Here is a 13,136-nt window from a genome sequence, read left to right on the forward strand (position 1 = left end):
CGCGCGGACACTTCACGCACAATGTCACAAAATCCGCCCCAGGGGGACGAATTGCCTTTCACGCTGAGCCATGCGGCCGCAGTGCTGCCCGCGTTGCGCGGGGACGGGAGCGCGCGAGGGCGACTCGTACCGTCGGCGCTCGTCGCAGGTTCGTTCGCGCCCGATCTGACCTATTACGCGGCGAGTGTGCTGCCCGGGGCGATGGAGTTCGGCGACGTCACGCACTCCTTCGCCGGGGTCTTCACCGTCGACGTGCTGTTCACCTGGGCGTTGGTGGGTGTGTGGCTGGTGCTCCGGGAACCGCTCGTCGCGCTGCTGCCGAGGGCGCGGCGGGCACGGGTGGCCTCGCTGCTGCGGTGCGGGGCGGGCATGCGGCGGGTGCGTCCGTCGCTGGTGCTGTGGTGGTACGTGTCCGCGGTGCTCGGTGCGCTCACCCATGTCGTGTGGGACGCGTTCACGCATCTCGACCGGTGGGGGATGCGGCTGCTGCCGGTGCTGGGCGAGGAGATCGCGGGCTCGCCGCTGTACTGGTACCTCCAGTACGGCGGCTCGGCGGTCGCGGCGGTCGTGATCGCCGTGTTCCTGGTGCTGGCGCTGCGCCGACAGCCGGTCGTCGAACCCGTGGGTGTGCCGGTGCTCTCGTCGGCCGACCGGTGGGTGGCGGGCGCGGTGATCGGGGGGTGCGCGCTGATCGCGACGGTGCAGCGGGTGGCCCGCTGGTGGGCCTACTGGGGTTCGGTCGCCAAGCCGTACGAGGTGATCCCGACGGTGTGCTTCGGGGCCGGGGCCGGGCTGATGCTGGGTGTGGTGCTGTACGGGGTGGGCGTCAGGATCTGGCGCCCGGCTTCCGCTGCGGTGATCGCAGCCGACGCGGAGGCGGACAGCTCGGTCCGCCGCTGAGCACCGGGCGGCGGCGCACGGGGGCTCCACGGGGGATACACGGTCTGGCCGCGCCGGGGGCGTACGGCGGGACGTGGCCCAGCAGGGCCGGGACGGGGTGGGTGAGCCGCCAGGGGACCAGTGTGTGCGCCCAGCGGCGGTGGGGCGCCCACGGGAAGTGGGGCTGCACCCTGGAGAGGCGGGTGAGCGCCTGTGGCAGGCGGCCGGCAGCTGTCGCGGTACGGCGGCGGAGCGTGCGTATGCCCATGCGGGCATCCTCACGCCCCGCCTCCCCGCCGGGCCCCTCGGCAGGGGCCAGCCGGGTGACACCGGGGAGGGGTTGCGGGGCGGATCAGGGCGGGCCGACGGCGCGTACGAGGGCCGGGGAGCACCGTCGAGGGGGCGGCAGGTGGCGCTGCGGCGGTGCAGAAGAGGGCGGCACCGGGAGGCCGGCCGCCGGCCGAGCACCGGAGGGACCGAGGGGACGACCGGTCCGCTCGACACCGCCGGACAGCACCGTCGTGGCGGAGCACCGTAGCGGCGGAGTACAGAGGGCTGCGGGAAAAGCAGCCCCTCGGAACAGGCACCGAAGCGCCGGCCAACCTGTCGGCACGGCACCGCCCGACAGCACCGTCGCGGCGGAGTACACAGAAGGCTGCGGGAAAAGCAGCCCCTCGAAGGGGCACGAGAGCGCAGCCAGCCTGTCGGCCTGGCACCGCGGGGCAGCGCCGTCGCGGCGGAGCGAGGGGACGGCAGGGAGAAGCAGCCGCACGACAGGGCACCGGAACGCCGGGCGGCCGGTCCGCTCGGCAGCGCCGGGCGGCGTTGCCGAGCGGAGTAAAGGGACAGTGCGTCGGCCTGGCGGGGCGTCGGCGCGGGGGAATAAGGGGACACGGCGGGGAAGCCGTCCCTCCCGGAGGGGCCCGGTGTCTGGTCGGGCCCCTTCTCGGGGGGGGGCGGGGGGCGGCCGCCCCCTCCTTGGGGTCAGTGGGCCGCTGATTCCCAGTCCGGGCCGTGGCCCACCGAGACGTCCAGGGGAGCTCGGAGGTGGACCGCGTTCGACATTTCGTGGCGGACCAGGTCCTCGACGCGGGCACCCTCGCCGGGGGCGATCTCCAGGACGATTTCGTCGTGGACCTGGAGCAGCATGCGGGACGTGAGGCCGGCGTCCTCCAGGGCACGGCCCACATTCAGCATGGCGATCTTGACGATGTCCGCGGCCGTGCCCTGGATGGGTGCGTTGAGCGCCATCCGCTCGGCGGCCTCGCGGCGCTGCCGGTTGTCGCTGTTGAGGTCGGGCAGATAGCGGCGCCGGCCGAAGAGCGTCGCCGTGTACCCCGTCGCCCGCGCCTCGTCGACCGCCCGGCGCAGATAGTCCCGGACCCCGCCGAAGCGCTCGAAGTACGCGTCCATCAGGGCGCGGGCCTCCCCCGCGTCGATGTTCAGCTGCTGGGACAGACCGAACGCCGACAGGCCGTACGCCAGGCCGTACGACATCGCCTTGATCTTGCGGCGCATCTCCGCGTCGACCGCGCCGGGCTCCACCCCGAACACCTGGGCGGCGGCCGTGGTGTGGAGGTCCTCACCGGAGGTGAAGGCCTCGATGAGGCCCGCGTCCTCGGAGAGGTGCGCCATCACCCGCAGCTCGATCTGGCTGTAGTCGGCCGTCATCAACGACTCGAAGCCCTCGCCGACGACGAAACCGCGACGGATCGCCCGGCCCTCGTCGGTGCGGACCGGGATGTTCTGCAGGTTCGGGTCGACCGAGGAGAGACGGCCCGTCGCGGCGACCGTCTGGTTGAAGGTGGTGTGGATGCGGCCGTCCGTCGCGATGGTCTTGATCAGGCCCTCGACGGTGACGCGGAGCTTCGCCTGCTCACGGTGGCGGAGCATGATGACCGGCAGTTCGTTGTCGGTCTGGGTGGCCAGCCAGGCCAGGGCGTCCGCGTCGGTGGTGTACCCCGTCTTGGTGCGCTTGGTCTTGGGCAGGGCCAGCTCGCCGAAGAGGACCTCCTGGAGCTGCTTGGGCGAGCCGAGGTTGAACTCGTGACCGGCCGCCGCGTGCGCCTCCTTCACCGCCTGCTGCACGGCACCGGCGAACATCTGCTCCATGGCTTCGAGGTGGGCGCGGTCCGCGGCGATGCCGTGGCGCTCCATGCGGGCCAGCAGCGCGGACGTCGGCAGTTCCACGTCCCGCAACAGCTCGACGGCGCCGACCTCCTCCAGGCGCTGCCCGAACGCCTCGCCCAGGTCGAGGACGGCGCGGGCCTGCACCATCAGGGCCTCGGCCTCGGCGCCGTCGTCCGCGCCGAAGGCCAGCTGGCCGTCGGCGGTGGCGGCGGGGGCCAGTTCCCGGCCGAGGTACTCCAGGGACAGCGCGTCCAGGTCGAAGGAGCGGCGGCCGGGCTTGACCAGGTACGCGGCGAGGGCGGTGTCCATGGTGACGCCCTCGATGGTCCAGCCGTGCTCGGCGAAGACCCGCATCGCGCCCTTGGCGTTGTGGAACACCTTGGGCTTGCCGGGGTCGGCGAGCCAGGCCGCCCACGTGGTCTCGTCCGTCCCGTCGAGCTGGGTCGGGTCGAACCAGGCGGCCGCTCCCCCGGCGGCGGCGAGCGCGATCTCGGTGACCGAGCCGGTGCCGAGCGCCCAGGTGTCGACGGTGGCGACGCCGAGGATCTCCGTGCCGTGCTCGCCGAGCCAGCCGGTCAGCTCTCCGGAGCCGAGGACCGTGCCGTCCACGGCGACGCCCTCGGCGGGCTGCTGGCCGGCGTCGGCCTCCTCCGCCCCCGGGTCGACGGCCAGCAGCCGCTCGCGCAGCGACGGGTTGCGGATCTCCAGGGTGTCGAGGACCATCGCGACGGCCTTGCGGTCGTACGGGGCGCGCTCCAGGTCGGTGACCGTCCTCGGCAGGTCGACCGTGCGCACCATCTCGGTGAGGCGGCGGTTGAGCTTGACGGCCTCCAAGTGGTCGCGGAGGTTCTGCCCGGCCTTGCCCTTGACCTCCTCGACGCGCTCGACCAGATCCGCGAACGAACCGAACTGGTTGATCCACTTCGCGGCGGTCTTCTCGCCGACGCCGGGGATGCCGGGCAGGTTGTCGGACGGGTCGCCGCGCAGGGCCGCGAAGTCCGGGTACTGCGCGGGCGTCAGGCCGTACTTCTCGAACACCTTCTCCGGGGTGAACCGGGTCAGCTCCGAGACGCCCTTGGTGGGGTAGAGCACGGTGGTGTGCTCGGAGACCAGCTGGAAGGAGTCGCGGTCGCCGGTGACGATGAGGACCTCGAAGCCCTCCGCCTCGGCCTGGGTGGCGAGGGTGGCGATGATGTCGTCGGCCTCGAAGCCGTCGACGGCGAAGCGCACGGCGTGCATGGCGTCGAGCAGCTCGCCGATCAGCTCGACCTGCCCCTTGAACTCGTCGGGGGTCTTCGAGCGGTTCGCCTTGTACTCGGTGAACTCCTCGGAGCGCCAGGTCTTGCGGGAGACGTCGAACGCCACCGCGAAGTGGGTGGGCGCCTCGTCGCGCAGCGTGTTCGCCAGCATCGACGCGAAGCCGTAGATCGCGTTCGTCGGCTGGCCCGTCGCGGTCGTGAAGTTCTCCGCGGGGAGCGCGAAGAACGCGCGGTAGGCCAGCGAATGCCCGTCCATGAGCATGAGCCGGGGACGGCTGCCGCCGGTGGTCGTGTCGGTCTTCTTCGATGCTGTCTCTGCCACGCACCCGATCCTGCCACGTGCCACTGACACTCGGACCACGCCCACCGCACCGGGCCCCCGTACCTGCCCCCCGCCCCGCCCCCGTCCGTGCGCGTCGGCACGCACGGGTCCCGCACCCGTCGCGGACCCCGGTCGCGGCGGATCGTCCCCGTGCACCGATCTCGATCGGGGCCGGTGACACGTGCGAGGATCGGACGCGTACCTCAGGCTCGACCGCACACGTACGCGAATGGGGAGCAGCGATGGCCGGCAAGGCGCCCAAGAGTGATCCGGTTCAGGACGCGCCGCAGGTCGCGCAGCCGAAGCATGCGGCGGCGGGGCTCCCCGCGATCGGGCACACCCTGCGGATCGCGCAGCAGCAGATGGGCGTGAAGCGGACCGCGCTGACGCTGCTGCGGGTCAATCAGAAGGACGGCTTCGACTGTCCCGGCTGCGCCTGGCCGGAGCCCGAGCACCGGCACACGGCGGAGTTCTGCGAGAACGGCGCGAAGGCGGTCGCCGAGGAGGCCACACTGCGCCGGGTCACCCCGGAGTTCTTCGCCGCGCACACCGTGGCGGACCTGGCCACCCGCAGCGGCTACTGGCTGGGCCAGCAGGGCCGGCTCACCCACCCCGTGTACCTGCCCGAGGGGGGCGACCGTTACGAGCCGGTGTCCTGGGAGCGGGCCTTCGACATCGTCGCCGAGGAGCTGAACGCCCTCGGCTCCCCCGACGAGGCCCTCTTCTACACCTCCGGGCGCACCAGCAACGAGGCCGCGTTCCTGTACCAGCTGTTCGCCCGCGAGTTCGGCACGAACAACCTGCCGGACTGCTCCAACATGTGCCACGAGTCGTCGGGCTCCGCGCTGTCCGAGACGATCGGCATCGGCAAGGGCAGCGTCCTGCTGGAGGACCTGTACAAGGCGGATCTGATCGTCGTCGCCGGGCAGAACCCGGGCACGAACCACCCGCGCATGCTCTCCGCCCTGGAGAAGGCCAAGGCCGGCGGGGCGAAGATCATCACGGTCAATCCGCTGCCCGAGGCGGGCCTGGAGCGGTTCAAGAACCCGCAGACCCCGCAGGGCATGCTCAAGGGCGCCGCCCTCACCGATCTGTTCCTGCAGATCCGCATCGGCGGCGACCAGGCCCTGTTCCGTCTCCTCAACAAGCTGGTCCTTCAGACCGAGGGCGCGGTCGACGAGGAGTTCGTGCGCGAGCACACGCACGGCTTCGAGGAGTTCGCGTCGGCGGCCCGCGCCGCCGACTGGGAGGAGACGCTCACCGCGACCGGTCTGACGCGCGAGCAGATCGACGAGGCGCTGCGCATGGTCCTCGCCTCGAAGCGGACGATCGTCTGCTGGGCCATGGGCCTGACCCAGCACAAGCACGCGGTGCCCACCATCCGCGAGGTCGTGAACTTCCTGCTGCTGCGCGGCAACATCGGCCGCCCCGGCGCGGGCGTGTGCCCGGTGCGCGGCCACTCCAACGTGCAGGGCGACCGCACGATGGGCATCTTCGAGCGGCCCGCACCGGCGTTCCTGGACGCCCTGGAGAAGGAGTTCGGCTTCGCGCCGCCCAGGGAGCACGGGTACGACGTCGTGCGGGCCATCAAGGCCATGCGCGACGACAAGGCGAAGGTGTTCTTCGCGATGGGCGGCAACTTCGTGTCGGCGTCCCCCGACACGGAGGTCACGGAGGCGGCGATGCGCCGCGCCCGGCTGACGGTGCACGTGTCGACGAAGCTGAACCGCTCGCACGCGGTGACGGGCGCGCGGGCGCTGATCCTGCCCACCCTGGGCCGCACCGAGCGTGATCTGCAGGGCGGCGGCGAGCAGTTCGTGACCGTGGAGGACTCCATGGGCATGGTCCATGCCTCCCGCGGCCGTCTGGAGCCCGCGAGCCGGCACCTGCTGTCCGAGCCGGCCATCGTGTGCCGTCTCGCCCGCCGGGTCCTCGGCGAGGAGAGCCGCACGCCGTGGGAGGAGTTCGAGAAGGACTACGCGACGATCCGTGACCGCATCGCGCGCGTGGTGCCCGGTTTCGAGGACTTCAACGCGCGCGTGGCCGACCCGAACGGCTTCGCGCTGCCGCACGCCCCGCGCGACGAGCGCCGCTTCCCCACGGCCACCGGCAAGGCCAACTTCACCGCCGCGCCGGTGGAGTTCCCTCAGCTGCCCGAGGGCCGCCTGCTGCTGCAGACCCTGCGCTCGCACGACCAGTACAACACCACGATCTACGGCCTGGACGACCGCTACCGGGGCATTACCAACGGCCGCCGCGTCGTCCTCGTCCACCCCGAGGACGCCGCGGAGCTGAAGGTCGCCGACGGCTCCTACGTGGACCTGGTGAGCGAGTGGAAGGACGGTGTCGAGCGCCGGGCCCCCGGTTTCCGGGTCGTGCACTACCCGACGGCCCGCGGCTGCGCGGCCGCCTACTACCCCGAGACCAATGTGCTGGTGCCGCTGGACGCCACCGCGGACACCAGCAACACCCCTGCCAGCAAGTCCGTCGTGGTCCGTCTGGAACAATCGGCCACCGACTGAGCGTTTGCTCAGGCAGTCAGGCCGGTATACGACCGCTGACGGCACGCGGCGGTCGACGACGAACGGAGCCCCATGGGCGAGCAGCACCACGCCACGTTCCCGCAAGAGGTCATCGACGAGTACGCGGCACTCGGCGTCGACCTGGTCGCGATGTTCTCCGCGGGGCACCTGGGCACCCGCATGGGCGTGCAGATCGTGGAGGCGTCCGCGGACCGCGTCGTCGGCACCATGCCGGTCGAGGGCAACACCCAGCCGTACGGGCTGCTGCACGGCGGCGCGTCCGCCGTGCTGGCGGAGACCCTCGGCTCGGTCGGCTCCATGCTGCACGCGGGCAGCTCCAAGATCGCGGTGGGCGTCGACCTGAACTGCACCCACCACCGCGGCGTACGGTCCGGGCTGGTCACCGGGGTGGCCACACCGGTGCACCGGGGACGCTCCACCGCCACGTACGAGATCGTCATCAGCGACGAGGCGGGCAAGCGGGTGTGCACGGCCCGGTTGACCTGTCTGCTGCGGGACGTCCTGCCGGCCGACGCCCAGCGGGCCACGGGCGGCTGACCGTCGACGAGCCCGCGGCCACCGGGCGCTGGCGGGCGGCGGCGGGCGGGTCTAGCTTTCGGGGCATGGGAACGGGAGGAGCCTTGAGGTGGGGAGCCGCCCTCGGGCCGGCGCTGCTGATCGTCGCCCTGGTCACCGGGTGCGGGACGTCGGGAGCGGACAGCGGACCGGCCGGACCGTCGGCCGGCGGCTCGGCGTCGCCGTCACCGGTGGCCACACCGCCCGAGCAACTGTGCGCACGGATCGTCTCCCACTGGTCGCGGGAGGCCCTGGACGGTGACGGCTACGGCGACTACCAGTCCATGGGGATGTCGAACGGCCAGTACGACATCCTGCGCGAGGTCGTCGACGCCGCCCGCGCCGAACAGGAGCGCGCCGGCCGGAAGGCGGCCGAGCGGCTCGTCGACGAGGAGGCGCGCACCCGCTGCGCGAAGCTGTACCGGAACGGCAACCCGACCGGGGGGCCGTGGAGTTGAGCGGCATCGGGCCCGTCGAACCGGGCGAGGGGACCCACGCCGGGGACGCCCCGTCGCCGCACGGACGCCTCGCCCCGCTGTACACCCGGCACCGCCGCGCCGTACTCGCGGCCGGCGCGGCCGCCGTCGTCCTCGCGGGCGGTCTGCTCCACGTGACCCGCCCCCGGCCGGAGCCCCCGGCCCCTCCCGCGTACCCGTCCCAGGCGGTGGAGTTCACCTACCTCGGGCCCGAGCCCCCGCAGGACGGGCTCCCGGCGGGGAGCTTCAGTTTCGGCGTCGGGGTCACCACGCGCGACGGGCCCCCGATCACCGTGACCCGGATCTCGCAGCCGTCCGCCGGACTCACCGTCTCCGCCAGGCCGCGGCCGCCCTTCGGCAGCCCGGTCGACGACGTCCGCACGGTCGTGATCACCCTGCGGGTGACAGATTGCGGGAAAGTCCCGAGGAACGCCGGGCTGCCTTTCCTGGACGTAACTCTGCGTAATAGGCGTGCAATAGAAGACCACAGTTTCATCCTCGGCGGACGCTATGCGCACGACCTCTCCGAAGCGATTGAGGTCGCCTGCAGCAACGACCGGGCGTCACTACCAAAACCCGAGAACACTCCTGAAAACGCCAGCGCACTTCCTGCGGCTTCTCACAATGCGGACAGGGCGAATCGGCCTTAATTCCTCGCATCCACCCACGGAGTACCGCTCTGCATTACGTCGTGTCATAACAAGAGCGTCACAGCCTCGGTCAGACCCTCCTCCACGTTCCCATCACACGCTTAGAGTCACGCCCAGTCACCGCGCCCTCGGATTCGAAGTCATTTTCGTCCCAGCGCTCGACTCGGCCCGCTCAACCAGGAGGGGCCGTGCCACGGAAAGGACCGATCGTGCGTCAACGCTCGCTCATCGCCATCACCGCCGCGCTGGCGGCGGGAGCTCTCACCCTCACCGCCTGCGGCTCGCGCGACGACAGCGCCGGCTCGGACTCCGAAGGAAGCGGCGGCGGCACCACCGTCGTCATCGGTGTCGACGCACCGCTGACCGGCGACCTGTCCGCGCTGGGTCTCGGCATCAAGAACTCCGTAGACCTCGCCGCCAAGACGGCCAACAAGGAGAAGACCGTCGAAGGCGTGACCTTCAAGGTCGAGGCCCTCGACGACCAGGCGCAGCCCTCCTCGGGCCAGCAGAACGCCACCAAGCTCGTCGCCGACAAGGACGTCCTCGGCGTGGTCGGCCCGCTGAACTCCTCGGTCGCCGAGTCCATGCAGAAGGTCTTCGACGACGCCAAGCTCGTCGAGGTCTCCCCGGCCAACACCAACCCGGCCCTGACCCAGGGCACGGACTGGCAGAAGACCAAGACCCGCCCGTACAAGTCGTACTTCCGCACCGCGACCACGGACGCCATCCAGGGCCCGTTCGCCGCCCAGTACGTCTACAACGACGCCAAGAAGAAGAAGGTCTTCGTCATCGACGACAAGAAGACCTACGGCGCCGGTCTGGCCGCCACCTTCACCGAGGAGTTCAAGAAGCTCGGCGGCAAGATCGCCGGCACCGAGCACATCAACCCCGACACCAAGGACTTCTCCGCGGTCGCCACCAAGGTGAAGAACTCCGGTGCGGACGTCGTCTACTACGGCGGCGAATACCCGCAGGCCGGCCCGCTGAGCAAGCAGATCAAGGCCGCCGGCGCCAAGATCCCCGTGGTCGGCGGTGACGGCATCTACAGCGCCGACTTCATCAAGCTGGCCGGCGCCAGCGGCAAGGGCGACCTGGCCACCTCGGTCGGCGCCCCGGTCGAGGAGCTCCCCTCCGCCAAGGAGTTCGTGGCGAACTACAAGGCCGCGGGCTACAAGGAGGCCTTCGAGGCCTACGGCGGCTACTCCTACGACTCGGCCTGGGCGATCATCGAGGCCGTGAAGAAGGTCGTCGAGGACAACAACGGCAAGCTCCCGAGCGACGCTCGCGCCAAGGTCACGGCCGCGATGCAGAACGTCTCGTTCGACGGGGTGACCGGCAAGGTCTCCTTCGACGAGTACGGTGACGCCACCAACAAGCAGCTCACCGTCTACGCCGTCGAGAACGGTGCCTGGAAGGCGGTCAAGTCCGGTACCTACACCGGCTGATCCACCACCGCACCACTCCTGAGCCGCGCGGGGCGCTGTTCCACTGGCGCCCCGCGCGGACTCGCATCCGGCCCCCCGTCGAAACATCCGAAACCCTCTCGGAGGACATGCGGTGAACGAACTGCCGCAGCAGCTGGTCAACGGCCTGCTACTGGGATCCATGTACGGGCTGGTCGCCATCGGCTACACAATGGTCTATGGCATCGTCCAGCTCATCAACTTCGCCCACGGCGAGATCTTCATGACCGGAGCGTTCGGCGCTCTGACGATCTACCTGTACGTGCTGCCCGACGGCACGTCCATGGCAATCGCCCTGCCGCTGATGCTCGTCGGCGCCGTTCTGGTCGCCGTCACCGTCGCTGTGGGAGCGGAACGATTCGCCTACCGCCCCCTCCGCAACGCCCCACGCCTCGCCCCGCTCATCACCGCGATCGGCCTCTCCCTCGCTCTGCAGCAGGCTGTGTGGGCCTGGTACCCGGGAGCCACGTCCGCCCTCGTCTTCCCGCAGATCGAAGGCGGCCCCTTCGAGATCGGCGGCGTCACCATCCAGACCGGTGACGTCTTCCTGCTCGTCGCCGCCCCCGTCAGCATGGCCTTCCTCGCCTACTTCGTCATGAAGACCCGCACCGGACGCGGCATGCAGGCCACCGCCCAGGACCCCGACACCGCGAAGCTCATGGGCGTCAACACCGACCGCATCATCGTGATCGCGTTCGCCCTCGGCGCCACCTTCGCCGCCGTCGGCGGTGTCGCCTACGGCCTGAAGTACGGCCAGATCGACTTCCGCATGGGCTTCCTCCTCGGTCTGAAGGCGTTCACCGCAGCCGTCCTCGGCGGCATCGGCAACATCTACGGAGCCATGATCGGCGGCGTGGTCCTCGGCGTGGCCGAGACCCTGGCCACCGCCTACATCGCCGACATCCCGGGCATGGACCAGTTCGGCAGCAACGCCTGGGCCGACGTCTGGGCCTTCGTACTCCTCATCCTCGTACTGCTGTTCAGGCCGCAGGGCCTGCTCGGCGAGCGCGTCGCGGACAGGGCGTGACACCGATGACCACACAGACCACCGCACCCGAAACCCCCACCCCTGCCTCCGGCAAGCCCGCCGGCCTCATCGGCCTCCCCGAGAAGACCGGCCTCGCGCTCGCCCTCGGCGGCAGCGTCCTCACCATCATCTCCACGTTCCTCGCCTGGACCTGGACCAACGCCTTCCCCGGCAAACTCACCATCTACGGTTACCCGGGCGGCCTACAGGTCCTCGTCCTCATCGGCGGCGCCCTGGCCACCCTCTTCTGCCTGGCCCGCTACGGCGTGAAGGGCCTCGGCTGGCTGGTGCCGGCCGGCGCCGACGCGGCGATCAAGTTCGCCACCCTCGCCACCTTCGCCACCAGCTGGTACACGGTCCTCGCCATCAGCGTCGACCTCGGCGGCCTCGTCAACCTCGAACCCGGCGGCTACCTCGTCGCCGTCGCCAGCCTCGCCGCCCTCCTCGGCGCCCTGGCACTGCCCTTCGAGCGCCCCGAGCCCGACCCGTTCGACCCCGACGACACCGGCTGGGAGCTGTTCAAGCACCAAGCCCGCTACAAGTGGGAAACGGTCAAGGCGGTCTTCGCCTCCGGAAGCCCGCGCCGCGTCGGCAAGCTCTCCTCCTTCGTCGAGATCCTGATCATCGTCGCCGTCATGGCGCTCGGCCTGACCGTCTTCACCTACGGCATCGGCACCGAGTACGACGAGCTGTTCATCGGATTCATGATCACGGCCGCCTTCGGCTTCGCCGCCCTCAACAAGTCCGGCCTCGTCGCCCAGGCCTCCCAGATCACCGCCCGGCACCAGAACATCACCATCTGCGGCGCCTTCGTCGCGGCCGCGATGTTCCCCTTCACCCAGACCGACGACCAGTACGCGACGATCGGCGTCTACATCCTGATCTTCGCCACCGTCGCCCTCGGCCTGAACATCGTCGTCGGCCTCGCCGGCCTCCTCGACCTCGGTTACGTCGCCTTCCTCGGTGTCGGCGCCTACGCCGCCGCCCTGGTCTCCGGCTCCCCCAGCTCGCCCTTCGACGTGCACTTCCCCTTCTGGGCCGCCGTCATCGTCGGCGCCCTCGCCTCGCTCGTCTTCGGCGTCCTCATCGGCGCCCCGACGCTGCGACTGCGCGGCGACTACCTGGCCATCGTGACCCTCGGCTTCGGTGAGATCTTCCGGATCACCGTCAACAACCTCGACGGCACCTCCGGACCCGACCTCACCAACGGCTCCAACGGCATCTCCTCGATCCCGAACCTCAACATCCTCGGATTCGACTTCGGCATCGAGCACACCATCGCCGGCTTCACCATCGGCCGCTTCGCCAACTACTTCTTCCTGATGCTGCTCATCACCGCCGTCGTCGTGCTGGTCTTCCGGCGCAGCGGTGACTCCCGCATCGGCCGCGCCTGGGTCGCCATCCGCGAGGACGAGACCGCCGCGCTCGCCATGGGCATCAACGGCTTCCGCGTCAAGCTCATCGCCTTCGCCGTCGGCGCCTCCCTGGCCGGCCTCGCCGGAACCGTCCAGGCCCACGTCACCTACACCGTGACGCCCGAGCAGTACCTCTTCGCCGGTGTGATCCCGCCCAACTCCGCCTTCCTGCTCGCCGCGGTCGTCCTCGGCGGCATGGGCACCATCAGCGGCCCCCTGGTCGGAGCGGCCCTGCTCTTCCTGATCCCCAACAAGCTCCAGTTCCTCGGCGACTACCAGCTCCTCGCCTTCGGTCTCGCACTCATCCTGCTGATGCGCTTCCGCCCGGAGGGAATGATCCCCAACCGGCGCCGCCAGCTCGAGTTCCACGAAGACGCGGAACCGCCCACAGTGCTCACCAAGACGGGGGCCTGACAC

The 13,136-nt window shown here is 70.6% G+C and carries 8 protein-coding genes; 7 read left to right on the forward strand and 1 reads right to left on the reverse strand.

All coding sequences use genetic code 11. The features are described 5' to 3' along the window. The first annotated feature begins 51 nt into the window (after positions 1-51). Positions 52-900, forward strand: a complete 849-nt coding sequence (locus SMA5143A_RS07670) for a DUF4184 family protein (protein WP_107462142.1) — start codon at positions 52-54, stop codon at positions 898-900. 963 nt (positions 901-1,863) lie between these two features. On the opposite strand, the gene polA is transcribed toward SMA5143A_RS07670, so the two are convergent. Continuing rightward, positions 1,864-4,590: a DNA polymerase I gene (polA, locus tag SMA5143A_RS07675; RefSeq protein ID WP_107462143.1), complete on the reverse strand. Its 2,727-nt coding sequence runs from the start codon at positions 4,588-4,590 to the stop codon at positions 1,864-1,866. Between the two features lie 242 nt (positions 4,591-4,832). Here polA and SMA5143A_RS07680 point away from each other — a divergent pair, with 242 nt between their 5' ends. From SMA5143A_RS07680 to SMA5143A_RS07710, 6 genes are all read left to right on the forward strand, one after another. After that, positions 4,833-7,112: an FdhF/YdeP family oxidoreductase gene (locus SMA5143A_RS07680; RefSeq protein ID WP_107462144.1), complete on the forward strand. Its 2,280-nt coding sequence runs from the start codon at positions 4,833-4,835 to the stop codon at positions 7,110-7,112. A 72-nt stretch (positions 7,113-7,184) separates the two neighbouring features. Next, positions 7,185-7,670, forward strand: a complete 486-nt coding sequence (locus SMA5143A_RS07685; protein WP_107462145.1) for a hotdog fold thioesterase — start codon at positions 7,185-7,187, stop codon at positions 7,668-7,670. Positions 7,671-7,753: 83 nt separating this feature from the next. Then, positions 7,754-8,146: a hypothetical protein gene (locus tag SMA5143A_RS07690; RefSeq protein ID WP_308812028.1), complete on the forward strand. Its 393-nt coding sequence runs from the start codon at positions 7,754-7,756 to the stop codon at positions 8,144-8,146. Positions 8,147-9,023: 877 nt separating this feature from the next. Further along, positions 9,024-10,259, forward strand: a complete 1,236-nt coding sequence (locus tag SMA5143A_RS07700; RefSeq protein WP_181361773.1) for a branched-chain amino acid ABC transporter substrate-binding protein — start codon at positions 9,024-9,026, stop codon at positions 10,257-10,259. Positions 10,260-10,371: 112 nt separating this feature from the next. After that, positions 10,372-11,304 carry a branched-chain amino acid ABC transporter permease gene (locus tag SMA5143A_RS07705; protein WP_107462148.1) on the forward strand — a complete coding sequence of 311 codons (933 nt, stop codon included), beginning with the start codon at positions 10,372-10,374 and terminating at the stop codon, positions 11,302-11,304. 5 nt (positions 11,305-11,309) lie between these two features. After that, complete coding sequence (locus SMA5143A_RS07710; protein ID WP_107462149.1) at positions 11,310-13,133, forward strand: branched-chain amino acid ABC transporter permease; 1,824 nt, start codon at positions 11,310-11,312, stop codon at positions 13,131-13,133. Positions 13,134-13,136: the final 3 nt, after the last annotated feature.

The sequence above is a fragment of the Streptomyces sp. MA5143a genome (assembly GCF_900290235.1).
Taxonomy (GTDB): domain Bacteria; phylum Actinomycetota; class Actinomycetes; order Streptomycetales; family Streptomycetaceae; genus Streptomyces.